This window comes from Streptomyces scopuliridis RB72, assembly GCF_000718095.1.
Taxonomy (GTDB): domain Bacteria; phylum Actinomycetota; class Actinomycetes; order Streptomycetales; family Streptomycetaceae; genus Streptomyces; species Streptomyces scopuliridis.
In genome coordinates, this window is sequence record NZ_JOEI01000003.1 from 15,001 (window position 1) to 34,296 (window position 19,296).

General features: G+C 70.3%; 15 protein-coding genes. 9 read left to right on the forward strand and 6 right to left on the reverse strand.

All coding sequences use genetic code 11. The annotated features are described in order from the left end of the window. Positions 1-77 precede the first annotated feature (77 nt). The 4 genes from IF11_RS0103310 (at position 78) to IF11_RS0103325 (ending at position 8,123) form a co-directional block, all read left to right on the forward strand. Entirely contained in the window at positions 78-1,586 is a 1,509-nt protein-coding gene (locus tag IF11_RS0103310; protein ID WP_030349869.1) for a cytochrome ubiquinol oxidase subunit I, read from the forward strand. Positions 1,587-1,600: 14 nt separating this feature from the next. Then, a complete protein-coding gene (gene cydB / locus IF11_RS0103315; protein WP_030349870.1) occupies positions 1,601-2,596 on the forward strand; it encodes a cytochrome d ubiquinol oxidase subunit II in 996 nt (331 codons plus the stop codon). A 110-nt stretch (positions 2,597-2,706) separates the two neighbouring features. Further along, a complete protein-coding gene (gene cydD, locus IF11_RS0103320) occupies positions 2,707-6,399 on the forward strand; it encodes a thiol reductant ABC exporter subunit CydD (RefSeq protein ID WP_030349871.1) in 3,693 nt (1,230 codons plus the stop codon). 20 nt (positions 6,400-6,419) lie between these two features. Further along, on the forward strand, positions 6,420-8,123 hold the full coding sequence (locus IF11_RS0103325) for a sensor histidine kinase (RefSeq protein WP_030349872.1): 1,704 nt from the start codon (positions 6,420-6,422) through the stop codon (positions 8,121-8,123). A gap of 49 nt (positions 8,124-8,172) precedes the next feature. Here IF11_RS0103325 and IF11_RS0103330 read toward each other — a convergent pair whose 3' ends face one another. Then, positions 8,173-9,108 (reverse strand): Cof-type HAD-IIB family hydrolase, encoded by a 936-nt coding sequence (locus tag IF11_RS0103330; RefSeq protein ID WP_030349873.1) that lies wholly within the window; start codon positions 9,106-9,108, stop codon positions 8,173-8,175. Positions 9,109-9,281: 173 nt separating this feature from the next. Here IF11_RS0103330 and IF11_RS0103335 point away from each other — a divergent pair, with 173 nt between their 5' ends. Next, positions 9,282-10,181, forward strand: coding sequence for an LLM class flavin-dependent oxidoreductase (locus IF11_RS0103335; protein WP_030349874.1), 900 nt, complete (start codon positions 9,282-9,284; stop codon positions 10,179-10,181). 73 nt (positions 10,182-10,254) lie between these two features. Here IF11_RS0103335 and IF11_RS0103340 read toward each other — a convergent pair whose 3' ends face one another. The 5 genes from IF11_RS0103340 to IF11_RS0103360 all read right to left on the reverse strand — a co-directional run bounded on the left by IF11_RS0103340 (position 10,255) and on the right by IF11_RS0103360 (position 15,447). Continuing rightward, positions 10,255-10,809, reverse strand: a complete 555-nt coding sequence (locus tag IF11_RS0103340) for an RNA 2'-phosphotransferase (protein ID WP_030349875.1) — start codon at positions 10,807-10,809, stop codon at positions 10,255-10,257. A 132-nt stretch (positions 10,810-10,941) separates the two neighbouring features. After that, positions 10,942-11,898 carry a MerR family transcriptional regulator gene (locus IF11_RS0103345; protein WP_030349876.1) on the reverse strand — a complete coding sequence of 319 codons (957 nt, stop codon included), beginning with the start codon at positions 11,896-11,898 and terminating at the stop codon, positions 10,942-10,944. A gap of 2 nt (positions 11,899-11,900) precedes the next feature. Continuing rightward, on the reverse strand, positions 11,901-12,824 hold the full coding sequence (locus tag IF11_RS0103350) for a metal-dependent hydrolase (RefSeq protein WP_030349877.1): 924 nt from the start codon (positions 12,822-12,824) through the stop codon (positions 11,901-11,903). After that, positions 12,821-14,620, reverse strand: a complete 1,800-nt coding sequence (locus tag IF11_RS0103355; protein ID WP_051745449.1) for an SDR family oxidoreductase — start codon at positions 14,618-14,620, stop codon at positions 12,821-12,823. Before IF11_RS0103355 ends, IF11_RS0103350 begins: the two co-directional genes overlap by 4 nt. Next, the gene (locus tag IF11_RS0103360) at positions 14,617-15,447 is read right to left on the reverse strand and encodes a M24 family metallopeptidase (protein WP_030349879.1); all 831 of its coding nucleotides are present in this window, start codon (positions 15,445-15,447) and stop codon (positions 14,617-14,619) included. The genes IF11_RS0103355 and IF11_RS0103360 overlap by 4 nt, the downstream gene beginning before the upstream one ends. Positions 15,448-15,679: 232 nt before the next feature. On the opposite strand from IF11_RS0103360, the gene IF11_RS0103365 reads away from it, so the two are divergent. Genes IF11_RS0103365 through IF11_RS0103380 form a run of 4 tightly spaced genes read left to right on the forward strand, consistent with a single transcriptional unit; the run spans position 15,680 to position 19,250 of the window. Beyond that, the gene (locus IF11_RS0103365) at positions 15,680-16,696 is read left to right on the forward strand and encodes an ABC transporter ATP-binding protein (protein ID WP_051745451.1); all 1,017 of its coding nucleotides are present in this window, start codon (positions 15,680-15,682) and stop codon (positions 16,694-16,696) included. After that, a complete protein-coding gene (locus IF11_RS0103370; protein WP_030349881.1) occupies positions 16,686-17,597 on the forward strand; it encodes an ABC transporter permease in 912 nt (303 codons plus the stop codon). Before IF11_RS0103365 ends, IF11_RS0103370 begins: the two co-directional genes overlap by 11 nt. Continuing rightward, positions 17,594-18,505, forward strand: a complete 912-nt coding sequence (locus IF11_RS0103375) for an ABC transporter ATP-binding protein (RefSeq protein ID WP_030349882.1) — start codon at positions 17,594-17,596, stop codon at positions 18,503-18,505. The genes IF11_RS0103370 and IF11_RS0103375 overlap by 4 nt, the downstream gene beginning before the upstream one ends. A gap of 25 nt (positions 18,506-18,530) precedes the next feature. Further along, positions 18,531-19,250 carry an ABC transporter permease gene (locus IF11_RS0103380; protein WP_030349883.1) on the forward strand — a complete coding sequence of 240 codons (720 nt, stop codon included), beginning with the start codon at positions 18,531-18,533 and terminating at the stop codon, positions 19,248-19,250. Positions 19,251-19,296 lie beyond the last annotated feature (46 nt).

A 19,296-nucleotide genomic window follows, 5' to 3' on the forward strand; every position in this document is an offset into this window, starting at 1 on the left:
GTTCCTGGCGTTACGCCCAGGGCAAATGGGGCAGGCCGCCGCTGTGACCACGGCGATGTGATGTAAGGAGAGATGACGTGGACCTCGCTCTGGCGCCGGAGACCCTGGCGCGATGGCAGTTCGGCATCACCACCGTCTACCACTTCCTCTTCGTCCCCCTGACGATCTCGCTCGCCGCGCTCACCGCGGGCTTGCAGACGGCGTGGGTGCGCACGGAAAACCCGAAGTACCTCAAGGCCACGAAGTTCTGGGGCAAGCTCTTTCTGATCAATATCGCGATGGGTGTCGTCACCGGCATCGTGCAGGAGTTCCAGTTCGGGATGAACTGGTCCGACTACTCGCGGTTCGTCGGAGACATCTTCGGGGCCCCGCTCGCCTTCGAGGCGCTGATCGCCTTCTTCTTCGAGTCCACCTTCATCGGGCTGTGGATCTTCGGCTGGGACAAGCTGCCGAAGAAGATCCATCTGGCCTGTATGTGGATGGTCTCGATCGGCACGATCCTCTCCGCGTACTTCATCCTGGCGGCCAACTCCTGGATGCAGCACCCGATCGGCTACCGGATCAACAAGGAAGCCGGACGGGCCGAGCTCACCGACTTCTGGGCGGTGCTCACCCAGGACACGGCGCTCACGCAGTTCTTCCACACCATCACGGCGGCCTTCCTCGTCGGCGGCGCCTTCATGGTCGGGATCGCGGCCTTCCATCTGGCCCGCAAGCGCCATATCCCGGTGATGCGGACCTCGCTGCGCCTCGGCCTGATCACCGTCATGGTGGCCGGACTGCTCACCGCGGTCAGCGGCGACACCCTCGGCAAGGTCATGTTCAAGCAGCAGCCGATGAAGATGGCCGCGGCCGAGGCGCTCTGGGAGGGCGAGGCGCCCGCGCCGTTCTCCGTGTTCGCGTACGGGGACGTCGACAAGGGGCACAACGATGTCGCCATCGAGATCCCCGGGATGCTCTCCTTCCTCGCCAACAACGACTTCAGCTCGCATGTCCCCGGCATCAACGACATCAACAAGGCCGAGCAGGAGAAGTTCGGCCCCGGCGACTACAAGCCCAATATCCCCGTCGCCTACTGGGGATTCCGCTGGATGATCGGCTTCGGCATGGCGTCCCTGGCCATCGGTATGGTCGGGCTCTGGCTGACGCGCAAGAAGTTCCTGCTGCCACCCGCCTTGCGAACCGGCGAGGACGAAGTGCCGAATCTGGTGCTCTTCCGGAACAAGGCGCTCAGTCCGAGATTCGCCAAGTGGTACTGGATCACCGCGCTCTGGACGCTGCTCTTCCCGCTGATCGCCAACTCCTGGGGCTGGATCTTCACCGAGACAGGACGCCAGCCATGGGTGGTGTACGGAGTGCTGCGCACCGCCGACGCCGTCTCCCCCGGCGTCTCCCAGGCCGAGGTGCTCACATCGATGATCGTCTTCACCCTGCTGTACGCGGTCCTCGCGGTCATCGAGGTCAAGCTGATGGTCAAGTACGTCAAGGCCGGGCCGCCGGAGCTCACGGAAGCCGACCTCAACCCGCCCACCAAGATCGGCGGCGACCACACGGACGCCGACCGGCCGATGGCCTTCTCGTACTGAGGAGTTGAGGAGCAATGGAACTCCACGACGTCTGGTTCGTCCTGATCGCCGTCCTCTGGACCGGCTACTTCTTCCTTGAGGGATTCGACTTCGGCATCGGGATCCTGACCAAGCTGCTGGCCCGGAACCGCAAGGAACGACGGGTCCTCATCAACACCATCGGGCCCGTCTGGGACGGCAACGAGGTGTGGCTGCTGAGCGCCGGAGGGGCCACCTTCGCTGCCTTTCCCGACTGGTACGCCACGCTCTTCTCGGGCTTCTATCTGCCGCTGCTGCTCATCCTGGTCTGTCTGATCGTGCGCGGTGTCGCCTTCGAGTACCGGGCCAAGCGGCCAGAGGAGAACTGGCAGCGCAACTGGGAGAACGCGATCTTCTGGACCTCCCTGATCCCCGCGGTGCTGTGGGGTGTCGCCTTCGGCAACATCGTGCGCGGCGTGAAGATCGACGCGCAGAAGGAGTACGTCGGCACCCTCGGTGATCTGCTCAACCCGTACGCGATCCTCGGCGGGCTGGTGACCCTGGCCCTCTTCACCTTCCACGGCACGGTGTTCGCCGCGCTGAAGACGGTGGGGGACATACGGGTCAGGGCGAGGAAGCTGGCTCTCGGTCTGGGAGCGGTCACCGCCGTACTGGCGCTCGGCTTCCTGATCTGGACCCAGGCGGACAACGGGGACGGCAAGAGCCTGGTCGCGATGGTCGTCGCCGTGGCGGCGCTGGTCGCCGCCATCGGGGCCATCGCGGCGGGGCGTGAGGGGTGGTCGTTCGCGCTCTCCGGCGTGACGATCGTGGCCGCGGTCGCGATGCTCTTCCTGACGCTCTTCCCGAACGTCATGCCATCCTCGCTGAACGAGGCGTGGAGCCTCACGGTGACGAACGCCTCGTCGACCCCGTACACGCTGAAGATCATGACGTGGTGCGCGGGGATCGCGACCCCGGTCGTGCTGCTCTACCAGGGCTGGACGTACTGGGTGTTCCGCAAGCGGATCGGTACGCAGCACATCGCGGAGTAGCCACGGCGCCGGCGCCGGATCGTGCGGCACCGGACCACACCGCGTCGGGTCACTCGGCGTCGGGCGCGGGCAAGGCAGTAGCGGCAGAGCAGTAGGAGTAGGTGTTTCACGTGAAACCAATCGACCCCCGTCTGCTCCGGTATGCCCGGGCCACCCGCTTCTTCCTGGTGGCCGTGGTCGTCCTCGGGGTGGCCGGCGCGGGGCTGGTCATCGCTCAGGCGATGCTCATCGCCGAGGTGGTCGTCGGCGCGTTCCAGCGCGGGTTCGACGGCTCCGACCTGCGTACTCCTCTGCTGCTGCTGGTGGCGGTCGCCGCCGGGCGCGGTCTGGTCTCCTGGCTGACCGAGCTGGCCGCCCACCGGGCGAGCGCCGCGGTCAAGTCGGAACTGCGCGGACGGCTGCTGGAGCGGGCCGCCGAGCTGGGCCCGGGGTGGCTGAGCGGGCAGCGCATCGGTTCGCTGGTCGCGCTCGCCACCCGCGGGGTCGACGCGCTGGACGACTACTTCGCGCGGTATCTGCCGCAGCTGGGGCTCGCCGTGGTGGTGCCGGTGGCGGTCCTGGCCCGGATCGTCACGGAGGACTGGGTCTCGGCGGCCATCATCGTGGTGACCCTGCCGCTGATTCCGCTGTTCATGGTGCTCATCGGCTGGGCCACACAGGCCCGGATGGACCGTCAGTGGCGGCTGCTGTCCCGGCTGTCGGGCCATTTCCTGGATGTGGTCGCCGGGCTGCCGACCCTCAAGGTCTTCGGCCGGGCCAAGGCCCAGGCCGAGTCGATCCGTACGATCACCTCGGAGTACCGGCAGGCCACCCTGCGTACGCTGCGGATCGCCATCCTGTCGTCGTTCGCGCTGGAGCTGCTCGCGACGCTGTCGGTGGCGCTGGTCGCCGTCACCATCGGGATGCGGCTCGTCCACGGCGAACTCGATCTGTACACCGGGTTGGTGGTGCTGGTCCTCGCCCCCGAGGCCTATCTGCCGATCCGGCAGGTGGGAGCGCAGTATCACGCGGCGGCCGAGGGACTGTCGGCGGCCGAGGAGATCTTCACGGTCCTGGAGACCGAGCCTCCGGCCGGCGGTACGGGAGAGGTGCCGGGCGCGCTGCGGCTGGAGCTGGACGGGGTGACGGTCCGCCATCAGGGGCGTACGGAGCCCTCGTTGGACGCGGCCACGCTGACGGTCGAGCCGGGGGAGACCGTCGCTCTGGTCGGCCCCAGCGGTATCGGCAAGACCACCCTGCTCAATGTGCTCCTCGGCTTCGCCGCACCCGACGAGGGCCGGGTGCGGGTGGACGGCCGTGATCTGGCCTCCCTCGACCTGGAGCGCTGGCGCGAACGGATCGCGTGGGTGCCGCAGCGGCCGTACCTCTTCGCCGGGACGATCGCGGAGAACGTACGGCTGGCCCGGCCGGACGCGGACGACGCGGCCGTACGGGACGCGCTGCGGGACGCGGGGGCGCACGACTTCGTGGCGGCGCTCCCGGACGGCCCGGACACCGCGCTCGGTGAGGACGGGGCAGGGCTCTCGGCGGGCCAGCGGCAACGGCTCGCGCTGGCCCGCGCCTTCCTCGCCGACCGGCCGCTGCTGCTGCTCGACGAGCCCACGGCGGCGCTCGACGGCGAGACGGAGGCGGGCATCGTCGAGGCCGTGCGACGGCTGGCGGTGGGCCGTACGGTGCTGCTGGTCGTCCACCGGCCCGCACTGCTCGCGGTGGCGGACCGGGTGGTGACTCTCGCGGAGCGGGCGCGGCCCCTCGAACGTACGGCGGGATCCGCGCGGCCGGAGCTGCCGGCGCCCGTGGCGCAGCCTCTGACGGCTTTGGCTTCCATGGCCTCGGTGGGGTCGGCGATCGAGGAGTCCGGGCCCGGGCTCGGACTCGGCGACCTCCCCGCGCTGCCTCAGTCCGGCGAAGAACGCGTCGTGCCCGCCACCTTCGGCTCGGCGGACAGCGGACACGCGACGGACGGCGGAGGCAGCGGAAACGACGGAGTCAGCGGAAACGGCGGAGGACGCGGGGACGGCGGGAGCGCCGCGGCCCGGACTCCGCTCGCGCGGATGCGGGCCGCCGCCGGTGCGCTCCGTGGCCGCTTCGTACTCGCGCTGGTCCTCGGGAGCTGCGCGCTCGGCTCCGCCGTCGGGCTCATGGCGGTGTCCGGCTGGCTCATCTCGCGCGCCTCCGAGCAGCCGCCCGTTCTCTATCTCATGGTCGCGGTGACGGCGACCCGCGCCTTCGGCATCGGGCGGGCCGTCTTCCGGTACGCCGAGCGGATCGTGTCGCACGACGCGGTGCTCAGGATGCTCGCCGACCTCAGGGTCTCCGTATATCGGCGGCTGGAGCGCATCGCGCCCGCCGGGCTGCGCGAGACCAGGCGCGGCGATCTGCTGTCCCGGCTGGTCGCAGATGTGGACGAACTCCAGGACTACTGGCTGCGGTGGCTGCTCCCGGTCGGCTCCGCGCTGCTCGTCGGGGTGGGCGCGGTCGGATTCACCGCGTGGCTGCTGCCCGAAGCGGGCGCCGTACTGGCCTCGGGGCTGCTCGTCGCCGGTGTGGGCGTACCGCTCCTGAGCGGTGCCTGCGCCCGCCGGGCCGAGCGGCAACTCGCCCCGGCCCGGGGACAGCTGGCCACCCATGTCGCCGATCTGCTCGGCGGCATCGCCGAGTTGACCGTCGCGGGCGCGCTGACGCGCCGGACGCGGCGAACGCGGGAGGCCGACGGGACGCTGACGGCCATCGCCTCCCGCGGTGCGAGCGCCAACGCGCTCGGCGGCGGGCTCTCCGCCCTGGTCTGCGGACTGACCGTCGCCGCGGCCGCGTACGTGGGGGTCGGGGCCCTGGCGGACGGACGGCTCGTGGGCGTCGAACTGGCCGTGGTCATCCTGACCCCGCTCGCCGCGTTCGAGGCGGTCACGGGGCTGCCGCTCGCCGTGCAGTACCGGCAGCGCTCGCGGCGCAGCGCCGAGCGGGTGTGCGAGGTGCTGGACGCGCCCGTACCCGTACGGGAGCCCGAGCGGCCGGCCGCCGCTCCCGTATCGCCGTTCCCGCTGGAGGTGCGCGGGCTGTCCGCGCGGTACCCGGGGCAGCGGCGGGACGCGCTCAGCGGCTTCGATCTGACCCTGACCGCCGGGAAGCGGGTCGCCGTCGTCGGGCCGTCCGGTTCGGGCAAGACGACGCTGGCTCAGGTACTGCTGCGCTTCCTGGACGCGCGCGAGGGCGGCTGCCGGCTCGGCGGTACGGACACGGCCACGCTCGACGGGGACACCGTCCGGCGCTTCATCGGCCTGTGCGCGCAGGACGCGCACCTCTTCGACAGCTCCGTGCGGGAGAACCTGAGGCTCGCCCGCACGGACGCGACCGAGGACGAACTGCGTGACGCCCTGCGCCGGGCCCGGCTGCTCGACTGGGTCGACGCCCTGCCCGCCGGACTCGACACCCTCGTCGGCGAGCACGGCGCGCGGATCTCCGGCGGCCAGCGGCAGCGGCTGGCGCTGGCCCGCGCACTTCTCGCCGACTTCCCCGTGCTGGTGCTGGACGAGCCCGCCGAACATCTGGACCTGGCGACGGCCGACGCGCTGACCACCGATCTGCTGGCGGCGACCGAGGGGCGGACGACGCTGCTCATCACCCACCGTTTGCAGGGCCTGGACACGGTTGACGAGGTGATCGTCCTCGACGGTGGTCGCCCCGTACAGCGCGGCTCCTACGCCGAACTGGCCGCCGACGAGGGGCCGCTGCGCCGGATGCTGGAGCGGGAACGCGCCGGAGACCTGCTGGAAGCCCAGAAGTCGACTTTCCCTGGCAAATAGGACTTATTAGGCTCAGGGGCATGGACGTGCCCGAATCCAAGGACCCCCTCGAAGCCGCCACCCGCGCGGCAACCAGCCTTGAGGGCCTGTCCGCCGAGACCGCCGCGCGCGTGCCGCAGCTGCTGGAGGCGATGTGTTCGGTCGGCAGCGGTCTCGGGCAGCACTCCACGCTCGACCGGATCTGTGAGACCGCGGCCGAACTCGCCGGCGCCCGGTACGCGGCGATCGGCGTGCTCGACGAGGAGGGCGAGGGACTCTCCGACTTCGTGACCTACGGGACCGACGAGGAGGTGGCCCGGCGGATCGGGCGCAGACCGGACGGGCGGAGCGGTCTGCTCGGCGCGCTGATCCGGGCCCCCGACCCGATCCGGCTCACCGATCTGACGACCGATCCACGCGCCGCCGGATTCCCGCCGGGGCATCCGCCGATGCGGACCTTCCTCGGTGTCCCGATCCGCGTCAGGGACAGGACGATCGGCAACTTCTATCTGGCGGAGAAGGCGGGCGGCGGCGAGTTCAACGACAGCGATCTGCGTCTGTTGCGGGTGCTCGCCACCGAGGCAGGGGTGGCCATCGGCAACGCCCGGCTGTACGAGGCGGCCCGGCAGCGCGAACGGTGGATCGACGGCTCGGTCGCCATCACCACCGCCCTCCTCTCCGGCGGCGACGCCGACGACGCGCTCTCCGTCGTCGCCGAACAGGCCCGCAGACTCTCCGATTCGGCCATGGGCGCGGTGATGCTGCGCGCGCGGAGCGGCGGCCTGGAGGCCGTGGCCGTCTCCGCCGACCATCCGGTCATGCGAGTGGGCTCCCTCGTTCCGGCCGAGGCCCCCGCCGCCGCGGCGCTGCTGGCCGGCGAATCCGTCTTCGTGGACGACGCCGCCACCGATCCGCGCCTGGTGACCAGGCTGGCCTCCGAGTTCGGCCCCGTCATGCTGCTGCCGCTGCGTACCGACGGACGGGTGCTCGGTGCGCTGGTGATGCCGCGCGCGCGGGGCGCGCGCCCGTTCAGCCAGCGGGAACGCACACTGGCCAGGCAGTTCGCCTCGCAGGCGGCGCTGGCCCTGATGATGGCCGAGGCGCAGCGGGACCGGGAGCGGCTGGCCGTACTGGAGGACCGCGACCGGATCGCCCGTGACCTCCACGATCTGGTCATCCAGCGGCTGTTCGCCACCGGGATGACGCTGGAGCGGGCCCAGCGCGGAGAGGTGGCGCCCGAGGTGCACCACGGCATCGACAAGGCGGTCGCGGAACTGGACGTGACGATTCAGGAGATCCGTACGGCCATCTTCGCGCTCCAGCAGGGTCCGGCCGAGGCGCCGCCGGGGATGTGTACCCGGGTGCTGCGAGAGATCAATATGGCGGCCGTACCCCTGGGCTTCCGGCCCGCCCATCGCTTCGTCGGCCCGGTCGACTCCATCGGCGAACTCGCCGGGAAGAACCTGATCGCAGCGCTCCGGGAGGCGCTTTCCAATGCCTTCCGGCACGCGCACGCCACCCGTATCGAAGTCGTTGTCGACTCCACGGTCCGGCTGCCCGACGGCAGGCACGCGGTCCGGCTGTCGGTCGCCGATGACGGGGTGGGCATTCCGGAGGGCGGGCGCCGCAGCGGGCTGCGCAACCTCAAGCGACGGGCGGAGTCGCTGGGCGGATCGAGCAGGTGCGAGCAGGGAATCGGGGAGGACGGGCGGGGTACGACGGTGGTGTGGGAGGTCCCGCTGTAGGAAGCCGTGTCTACCGCCGCTCTTCCTCGTGGGCTTGGTGCTCTTCCGCTCAGTGCCCGTCTGCCCGGCGGCGGGCCACGAGCTGCTCGATGACGATCGCGACGCCGTCCTCGTTGTTGGTGACCGTACGTCCGGAGGCGGCGGCCAGTACGTCCGGGTGGGCGTTGGCCATCGCGTACGACGTCCCTGCCCAGGTCAGCATCTCCAGATCGTTCGGCATGTCGCCGAAGGCGACGACCTCGTCGGACGAGATGCCCCGCTGGGCGCAGCAGAGCGCGAGCGTGCTGGCCTTGCTGACCCCCGGGCCGCTGACCTCAAGGAGCGCGCTCGGGCTGGAGCGGGTGATGGTGGCGCGGTCGCCCACCGCCGTACGGGCCACGGTGAGGAAGCCGTCGGGTGTCAGGTCGGGGTGGTGGGCGAGCAGCTTCACCACGGGCGCGGCGGAGTCGTCCTCCGCCTCCTGGTCCTGGTCTTGTGCCTGTCCCTGGATCTGTCCCTGGACCTGGACCTGGACCTGGAGGAGCTTTTCCGCGGCGGCGATGGTCGCGCCCGGATCCTGGTGGAACGGCGGATACGCCGGCTCGTAATGGATGCCGGTGGTCAGTTCGACGGCGAAGGTCGTACCGGGCGCGGCGTCGCGCAGTGCCTGGACGACGGCCAGGGCGGTGTCGCGCTCCAGGGGGCGGACCTGCAACAGCTTTCCGCCGGCGTGCAGATCGACGACCGCGGCGCCGTTGGCGCAGATCGCCATGCCGTGGCCGTGCACATGCTCGCTGACGACATCCATCCAGCGGGCCGGGCGGCCGGTGACGAAGAAGACCTCGATACCGGCCTGCTCGGCGGCGGCGAGCGCGGCGATCGTACGGTCCGAGACGTACTTGTCGTCGTGCAGCAGGGTGCCGTCGAGATCGGTGGCGATCAGCCGGGGTCTGGCGGGAAGCGGGGAGTCGTCGGGCGCGGGCGCGGGTCCATGGGGCGAGGTCACGCGTCCATTCTCCCGTACGGATACGCACGGGCGTGCGGAGGGGCGCACATCTGAGTGGGCCCGGGTGTCCGCTCACGGCTCCGTGCCCGGCCGGACGTGCGCCGCCTGTGGTCCGGCGTGCGCTCGGAGACCGGCTCGACGTGCCCTGTGGACGCACCCGTATCGTCAGGGGCATGCGTCTGAGTACCGTGATCCTGCCCGTCCGCCGCTGGCACGACGGAGGCCGTGACGAATGGCTGCGAGCCGAGCGGCTCGGTTTCCATACCGCGTACACCTACGATCATCTGTCCTGGCGTACCTTCCGCGACGGGCCTTGGTTCGGGGCGGTGCCGGCGCTCACCGCCGCTGCCGCAGTCACCGAGCGGCTCCGGCTGGGCACCCTCGTCACCTCGCCGAACTTCAGGCATCCGGTGACGCTCGCCAAGGACCTGATCTCGCTGGACGATGTCTCGGACGGCCGGATCACCCTCGGGATCGGAGCGGGCGGCACCGGCTTCGACGCCGCGGTGCTGGGGCAGGAGCCATGGACGCCGAAGGAGCGGGCAGACCGCTTCGCCGAGTTCGTGCCGCTGCTGGACCGGCTGCTGACCGAGGACTCCGTCACGTACGACGGGACGCACTACTCGGCGGTCGAGGCGCGCGACATCCCCGGGTGTGTGCAGCGGCCCCGGCTGCCCTTCGCGGTGGCGGCCACCGGGCCGCGAGGGCTGAAGCTCGCCGCCCGGCACGGTCAGGCATGGGTGACGACGGGGGATCCGAAGCTGTTCGAGACGGGTACGCCGGAGCAGTCGCGTGCCGCCATCAGCGGGCAGATCGACCGGCTGGGCAAGGCCTGCGCGGAGATCGGGCGGGAAGTGTCCGAGGTGGAGAAGATCCTGCTCACCGGCTTCACCCCGGACCGCGACGGCCCGATGGAGTCACTCGACGCGTTCGTGGACTTCGCGGGCAGGCACTTCGAGCTGGGCATCACCGAGATCGCGGTGCACGCCCCCATCCCGGACTCGGAATTCGCCGCCGACCAGCGGGTTTACGAACGGATCGCCACCGAGGCGCCGGCCCAGCTCCGGCGGTAGCGCTCGTCCGGGGGTTCGGCGGGGTTTCGTCCGAGGCCGGGTCAGCGGTCGGTGGGTGGTCAGCCGCCGGCCGTCAGCCGGGGAAGCGCAGATACCGCGGCGGTACGGAGTCGGTGAGCCAGACGCCATTGGCGCTGACGTGGAACACCAGCCCGTCGCGGTGCATCGCTCCCGCGTCCACCGGCAGGACGACGGGCCTGCCGCGTCGCGCACCCACCCGCGTCGCGGTCTCGCGGTCGGGCGAGAGATGGACGTGGTGGCGGTCCATGGGACGCAGCCCCTCGGCCCGGATCGCGTCCAGGTTGCGGGCGACCGTGCCGTGGTAGAGGTACGCGGGCGGTTGTGCCGGGGCCAGCTCCAGATCGACGGTGACGGTGTGGCCCTGGTTGGCGCGGATCCGGTCGCCGTCGATGGTGAAGCGCCGCTTGTCGTTGACGGCGACCACATGGTCGAGTTCGGCACGGCTCAGCCGGAAGCCGTGCGCGGCGGCGGCGGTCATCAGCTCGTCGACCGGCACCCAGCCGTTCGCGTCGAGGGTGATGCCGATCCGCTCGGGCTGGTGGCGCAGGTGTTTGGCGAGGTACTTCGACACCTTCACCATGCGACGTTCGTCGGATACTCCGGTCATCGCAACAGCGTGACCGGTGGTGTTCTCCCGCGCCACCCATTTCAAAATGCTGACGGTCCGTAGGTTTGATCCACAGTCAACTCGGTTTATCCACAGGCTATTTGGTGAATCTGTGGACAACTGGCTGGCGATTTACCCTATTTGGTTAATTTGACTGCTTTGTCTGTGGGTTGAGGTGAGGTCGTCCAAGGTCCTTGCCTGGACCTCGCGTTCGGTGGCCGCGGCGACAAAGGCCGCCACCCGCTCGCGGCCAACCAGGTTTTCCACAGCCCGGATCGTGTCGGCGGGCAGTGGCACGGACGGGGTCCCCGACTGGTCCGAGGGCGGGGCGCCCACCGCCAGATGCCGCTCAAGGTGGCGGGTGGCGAACAGCCTCATCGCACGGGCCAGTTCGGCATCGACCGACTGCTGCGCCAGTGGTCGCATCCGGCGCACCAGCGCGGCGGCCGCTGCCGCGTCCGCGTCCGTCGGCGGCCGGTGGCCGAGATAGCGGGCGAAGACATGCTCGGTGGTGAACTCCAGGAAACGGGAGGCGATGTGCTCGACCTGGCCGCGAAGCTCCCGCAGATGCCCGGAGATTGCGGGCAGCGGAACCCCCGCCGCGTGCAACTCCGCCGCCACGGCCAGCTCCTGAGGACTGGGGACGAGGAAGGCGTCGTCCCGGCCCGGGATACGCTCCAGCACGCCCAGCTCCAGGGCCTCCTCGATGGCCGCGTCGTTGCGTGCGCCGCCGAACCGTTCGTCCAGCTCCGCGCGCGAGATTCTGGCCGCCTCCTCGTCGGTCCATGGTCCGCGCACCTCGGCGACCAGCCCGAGCACCCCGCCCAGCCCGCGCCCGGTGTCCCAGGCCTCCAGCAACTCCTTGATGGAGGCCAGGGTGTAGCCACGGTCCAGCAGATCGGCGATCTGCCGCAGCCGGGCGAGATGGGTGCCGTCGTACACATTGGCCCGGCCGCGCCGCTCCGGCCTGGGCAGCAGCCCCCGGTCCTGGTAGGCGCGGATCGTACGGACCGTGGCGCCGCTCGCCTGCGCGAGCCCCTCGATCCGGTACTCGGCGCCGGGCGCGGACTCCGGAACGGACCCGGACATACTTACCCCCTTCGTCCCAGGGCCGCGCGGCCCACCGCGCCCGCCGCCGCACGCGCCGCCGGCGAGGTCGCGAGATAGTCGACGGCCTTGCGCAGCGAGCCCTCCTGGGAGGGATGGTACGAGCGCCGGAAGTAGCGGGGTATCGCCGAGCCGAGCTCCCTCCAGGTGGGCAGCAGACCCTTGTCGACCGCCCTGTTGTGCTCACGCAGTGAGTAGCGCGACCGGCCCGCGAGCTGGGGGTCGTGCCGGATCAGATACGCGGCGCCCCAGGCCCACAGCCACAGCAGTACGGGCGCGGTGACACACATCGTCACTATCCGCCGGGCGTACCGCGCCGGATCGGAGCCGCCGCAGTGCTGGTACATGTCGAACGCCACCGCCCGGTGCTCGATCTCCTCCGCGCCGTGCCAGCGCAGCAGATCGAGCATGACCTCGTCGGCGCCCGCGCGGTCCAGTCCCTCCGCGCGCAGCACCCAGTCGCCGAGGACCGCCGTGAACTGCTCGATCGCCGCGATGAACGCCAGCCGGTAGAGGAGCCATTTCCCGGCCGGGAAGGGTATCCCCCAGGGCGGCTCCTCGCCGAGCAGCCGCTCGAAGAGGAAGTCCACATGCCGGGTGTACGCGTCGGTGTCCAGCCGCTGCTCCGCCAGGTGGTTCAGCACATAGGAGTGCTGCACGCTGTGCGTGGCCTCCTGTCCCATGAAGCCCTTGACGTCCTGGAGCAGCCGCGCGTCGGTGACCAGCGGAAGGCCCTCCTTGAAGACCTTCACGAACCACCGCTCGCCCGCGGGCAGCAGCAGATGCAGCACATTGACGACATGCGTGGCGGTGGGCTCGTCCGGTATCCAGTGCAGAGGGGTCTCACGCCAGTCGAACGAGACCCGGCGCGGCACGATGGGGTGCCGCTCGTCCCTTTCGGCGTTCACAGCGGCGGCTCCACCCGTGCGAGCGCGCGCAGCGCGCCTGGCGCGAACCGGGACAGCAGCCGGGCACCGCGCGCCTCCGGAGTGACCGGCACCACGGCCTGGTTGCGTACGACGGCGCGCAGTACGGCGTCGGCGACCTTCTCGGGCGGGTAGTTGCGCAGACCGTACAGCCGGGACGTCTTCTTCCTGCGGCGCTCCTCCTCCTCGACGGAGACCCCCGTGAAGTGCGCCGTGGAGGTGATGTTGGTATTGACGAAGCCGGGGCAGATCGCGGAGACCCCGATGCCCTGCCCGGCCAGTTCGGCCCGGAGGCACTCGCTGAGCATCAGCACCGCCGCCTTGGACGTGCTGTACGCGGGCAGCGCTTTCGAGGGCTGATACGCCGCGGCGGAAGCGATGTTGACGATATGACCGCCCTGGCCGCGCTCGGCCATCTGCTTGCCGAAGAGCCGGCAGCCATGGATGACGCCCCAGAGATTGACGTCCAGGACCTTCTTCCAGTCCTCGGCGGTGGTGTCGAGGAACGCTCCCGACAGCCCGATCCCCGCGTTGTTGACCAGCACATCGACGATGCCGTACTCCGTGGCGACCTTCTCGGCGAGCCTCTCCATCGCCTGCCCGTCGCCGACGTCGGCCGGCTCGGCCCAGGCGTCCGGGGCGCCGATCAGCCGGGCCAGCTCCGCGGTTCTGGCCGCCCCCTCCGCGTCCCGGTCGACCGCGACGATCCGCGCGCCCGCCTCGGCGAACGCGAAGGCGGTGGCCCGGCCGATGCCGCCGGCCGCGCCGGTGACGAGCACCAGCTGTCCGCCGAAGCGCTCCGCGTACGGCCCGCTCGGCGCCGCGCCGCGGTCCGGAAGCCCGCCGTCCTCGTGGGCCATGACGAAGTCGCCGATCCAGGAAGCCAGTTGGTCCGGGCGGGTGCGCGGCACCCAGTGCTTGGCGGGCAGCGTGCGCCGTACGAGGTGCGGAGCCCACTGCTCCAGATCGTCGTAGAGCCGTTCCGACAGGAAGGCGTCGCCGGTGGGCGTGATCAGCTGCACCGGGGCGTGCGCGTAGGCGTCGGTGCGTGGTCTGCGCAGCCGGGCGCGGACGTTGTCCCGGTAGAGCCACGCGCCGTGCGCCGCGTCCTGCGGCAGCGAGGACGTCGGGTACGTACCGCCGGGGATCTTCTCGATCCGCTGGAGGATCTTCGGCCACCGCTTGCCGAGCGGTCCGCGCCAGGCCAGCTCCGGCAGCACGGGCGTATGCAGCAGATAGATGTACCAGGACTTGGCGCCCTGCCCGAGGAGTTGGCCCGCCCGGCGCGGAGTGGGCCGGGCCGCCCGCTGCTTGATCCAGTGCCCCAGATGATCGAGGGAGGGTCCCGACATCGAGGTGAAGGAGGCGATCCGGCCCTCGGTCCGCGCGACCGTGACGAACTCCCAGGACTGCACGGAGCCCCAGTCGTGGCCGACCAGATGGACCGGCCGGTCCGGGCTCACCGCGTCGGCGACCGCCAGGAAGTCGTCCGTCAGCTTCTCCAGCGTGAAGCCCCCGCGCAGCGGGACCGGCGCCGTCGATCTGCCGTGGCCCCGTACGTCGTACAGCACCACATGGAAACGGTCCGCGAGCCGACCCGCGACCTGGGACCAGACCTCCTTGCTGTCCGGATAGCCGTGCACCAGCAGGACGGTCGGCCGCGCCGGATCGCCCAGCTCGGCGACGCACAGCTCGATCCCGCCCGTACGCACCCAGCGCTCCCGCGCGCCCGCCAGGCCCGTGTCCGTACCGCCGGCCCCGCCCGCTCCGTTGCTCATACGGCCTCCGCCCAGCGCCGCACATGCGGCAGATCGTCATCCAGCCAGAACGCGCTCTGCTCCGGGTCCCGGGAGTCGGTGACCACCAGGATCTCCTCGAACTTCGCGCCGGTACCACGGAATCCGAGGTGGGGTTCGACCGCCCACAACCCCGGCTTCGGCGGGTGATCGGAGAATCTGTACGGGCTCCACAGCGGCGACCAGCCGTCCCGGTGGCCATGCAGGGCGTCGCCCGCCAGCCCCTTGAGCGACTGGGTGCCGAAGCCGAACACATGGGGCGACCAGCGGCGCTCCTTCACCCGGTCGATCTTGTGGGCGATGACACCGAAGGGATACGCGCGATGCCGGTTGGCGTATCCCTGCCGCACCATCAGCCGGTCCACGTCCTCGTAGATCTCCCGCAGCGAGCGCCGCTCGCGCACCTCCCGCAGGATCAGCTCGCGGTGCGCCTCAAGGTCGGCGAGCAGTTTGCCGTGCAGCCGGTTCGGCCCCAGACAGCCCGAGTAGCCCACATCGGCCGTGAAGCCGCGGTGGACCGGCGCCAGATCGAGGATGAACGGCATGCCCGCTTCCAGCCGCCGGCCGGTGGGAAAGAACTGGAGCGGTATCCGGAAGCCCGCGAACGCCGTACGGTCCCCGAACCACGCGAAGGGCAGATGGAACCAGTCGCGCACACCACGGGCCCGGAGCCACTCGCGCTGCATGCGCGCCGCCTCGCGCTCGGTCACCCCCGGCCGCAGCCGCGCGGCGACCGCCTCCGCGCACGCGTACGCCAGGCGCTGCACCTCCTTGAACCCCCGCAGCTCCGCGGTCCGCGCGTCCGTCACTGCGTCGCCTCCCACCCGTCCCCACCCCGTTCCGTGTGCGGTACGTGTTCGTAACGTGACACTGATGAATGTGACAATGGTTGGCGGCGACGTCAAGGGGCGGGGCGTTCCTGTGGATAACCTGCCGGTGGCCAGGGTCCCTACGGGTTCCCTACATCTGGAGGCTGACATGGATACAGCCGCCTGGTCTGACGCTCACCGCGACCCGCGCCACTACCGTCGAACCGTGACTGTGATCGCGACAGAAAGCCTGAGCAAGCGGTTCCCCCGGGTGACCGCGCTTGACCGGCTCTCCTTGGACATCGGACCGGGTGTGACCGGTCTGGTGGGTGCCAATGGAGCCGGCAAGTCCACCATGATCAAGATCCTGCTGGGTCTGTCCCCCGCCACGGAAGGCCGGGCCACGGTGCTCGGGCTCGATGTCGCCACCAGCGGCGGCGCCATCCGCGAGCGCGTCGGATACATGCCCGAGCACGACTGCCTGCCGCCGGACGTCTCGGCCACCGAGTTCGTCGTCCACATGGCGCGCATGTCCGGACTTCCGCCGACCGCGGCCCGCGAGCGGACCGCCGACACGCTGCGCCATGTCGGCCTGTACGAGGAGCGCTACCGCCCCATCGGCGGCTACTCGACGGGCATGAAGCAGCGCGTCAAGCTCGCGCAGGCGCTGGTCCACGACCCCCAACTGGTCCTCCTCGACGAGCCGACCAACGGTCTCGACCCGGTCGGCCGCGACGAGATGCTGGGCCTGATCCGGCGCGTCTATACCGATTTCGGTATCTCCGTACTGGTCACCTCGCACCTCCTGGGCGAGCTCGAACGCACCTGTGACCATGTCGTCGTCATCGACGGCGGAACGCTTCTGCGCTCCAGTTCCACCAGCGACTTCACCCAGACCACCACCACCCTCGCGGTCGAGGTCACCGACACGGACGCGCACCCCGACGGCACGCGGTCCCTGCGCGAGGCCCTCACCGCCGCCGGACTCACCCTCCACGCGGGCATGGAGGAAGGGCTGCCCGGCGCGGGCCACATCCTGCTGATCGAGGCCAAGGGCGAGGAGACGTACGACGTCGTCCGCGACACCGTCGCCGGGCTCGGCCTGGGGCTCGTACGGATGGAACAGCGCCGCCACCACATCGCGGAGGTCTTCCGCCCGCAACCGTCCGCCGAAACCGCCCCGCCGGACCAGGGCGCCGACGAGGCGGAGCACGCACTGCAGAAGGGAGGCGCCGGCGATGAGCACTGAGACCGAGACCGGTACCGGAACAGGCGCCGGAGCCACCCGGATCCACAACATCGGGTACCGCAACTACGACGGGCCGCGGCTCGGCCGCGCGTACGCCCGACGCTCCCTCTACTCGCAGTCCCTGCGCGGCGCGTACGGACTCGGCCGCTCGGCCAAGTCCAAGGTCCTGCCGATGATCCTCTTCGCGGTGATGTGCCTGCCCGCGGCGATCATCGTCGCGGTCGCCATCTCGACCAACCTCAAGGCGCTGCCGCTCGACTACACGCGCTACGCGATCTTCACCCAGGCCGTCATCGGCCTCTATCTCGCCGCCCAGGCCCCGCAGTCCGTCTCGCGGGATCTGCGCTTCAAGACCGTACCGCTGTACTTCTCCCGCCCGATCGAGCGGATCGACTACGTCCTCGCGAAGTACGGAGCGATGGCCTCCGCGCTCTTCGTGCTGACCGCGGCGCCGCTCGTCATCCTCTATGTGGGCTCGCTGCTGGCCAAGATGGACTTCGTCGACCAGACCAAGGGGTTCGGCCAGGGGCTGGCCTCGGTGGCGCTGCTCTCGCTCCTCTTCGGCGGGATCGGCCTCGTGATGGCCGCGCTCACCCCGCGCCGCGGCTTCGGTGTCGCCGCGGTCATCGCCGCCCTGACCATCTCCTACGGCGCGGTCTCCACCGTCCAGGCGATCGCCTGGCAGACGGACGCGCTCGGCGCCGTCAAGTGGCTCGGACTCTTCTCGCCGGTCACGCTCATCGACGGCGTACAGACCGCCTTCCTGGGCGCCACCTCCTCCTTCCCGGGCGAGGCGGGCCCCTCGGCCGGCGTGGGCGTGATCTATCTGCTGGTCGTCCTCGCGCTCGTCCTCGGCTCGTACGCCGTTCTCATGCGCCGTTACCGGAAGGTCGGGCTGTGACCACCATCAATATCGAGCACACCTCGCGCTGGTTCGGCAATGTGGTGGCCGTCAACGACGTCACGATGACGGTCGGCCCCGGCGTCACCGGCCTGCTCGGCCCCAACGGCGCGGGCAAGTCCACCCTCATCAATATGATGGCGGGCTTCCTCGCCCCTTCCACGGGCACCGTCACGCTCGACGGGGAGCAGATCTGGCGCAACGAGTCCGTCTACCGGCAGATCGGCATCGTGCCGGAGCGGGAGTCGATGTACGACTTCCTCACCGGTCTCGACTTCGTCGTGGCAAACGCCGAACTGCATGGACTGGGCGCGAAGGCGGCCCGCGCGGCGCTCGCCACGGTCGAGATGGAGTACGCGCAGGACCGCAAGATCGCGACGTACAGCAAGGGCATGCGCCAGCGTGTGAAGATGGCGTCCGCGCTGGTGCACGACCCGTCGGTGCTGCTCCTGGACGAGCCGTTCAACGGGATGGACCCGCGCCAGCGGATGCAGCTGATGGATCTGCTGCGGCGTATGGGCGCCACGGGCCGGACAGTCCTGTTCTCCTCCCATATTCTGGAGGAGGTCGAGCAACTCGCCTCGCACATCGAGGTGATCGTGGCCGGCCGCCATGCCGCCTCCGGTGACTTCCGCAAGATCCGCCGCCTCATGACCGACCGGCCGCACCGCTATCTCGTACGGTCCAGCGACGACCGCGCGCTCGCCGCCGCGCTGATCGCCGACCCGTCGACGGCCGGTATCGAGGTCGACATCGCCGAGGGCGCCCTGCGCATCCAGGCGGTCGACTTCGGCCGCTTCACCGAACTGCTGCCGCGGGTCGCCCGTGAGCACTCCATCCGGCTGCTCGCGGTCTCGCCCTCGGACGAGTCCCTCGAATCGGTCTTCTCCTACCTCGTAGCGGCCTGAGCGGCCTGAAAGGAGCTGTGACGTCATGTACAACCCCACAGTCGCCCGGCTCACCTACCGGGCCCTGCTCGGCAGGCGCCGGGCCGCGATTCTTTTCGTACTGCCCGCTCTGCTGATCGTCATCGCGGCGGCCGTCCGCGGGTTCAACGGAGTGGACGACCAGGTCGCGTCGGACGTACTGGGCGGCTTCGCCCTGGCCACGATGGTGCCGCTGATCGGCGTCATCGCGGGGACGGGCGCGATCGGGCCCGAAATCGACGACGGCTCGATCGTCTATCTGCTGTCCAAGCCGGTGAAACGGTCGACGATCATCTTCACCAAGCTGATCGTGGCGATCGCCGTGACCATGGCGTTCTCCGCGATCCCCACCTTCATCGCCGGATACATCCTGAACGGCAACGGCCAGCAGATCGCCATCGCCTATACGGTGGCGGCGCTTGTCGCCTCGATCGCCTACAGCGCGCTGTTCCTGCTGCTCGGCACGGTCAGCCGGCACGCGGTGGTCATAGGACTCGTCTACGCGCTGGTCTGGGAGACCCTCTTCGGCAGCCTGGTAGCGGGCGCGCGCACGCTCAGCGTCCAGCAGTGGTCCCTGGCGCTCGCCCAGAAGATCGGCGACGGTACGACGATCACCTCTGACGTCGGACTGCCGCTGGCGGTGGTCCTGTTGGTGGGTGTCTCGGTGGTCGCGACCTGGTACGCGGGCCAGAAACTGCGGACGTTGACACTCGCGGGCGAGGAGTGAGCCGAAGGCTCCCGCTTGCCCCGTCGTCCGACGTACGCCCCCTTTA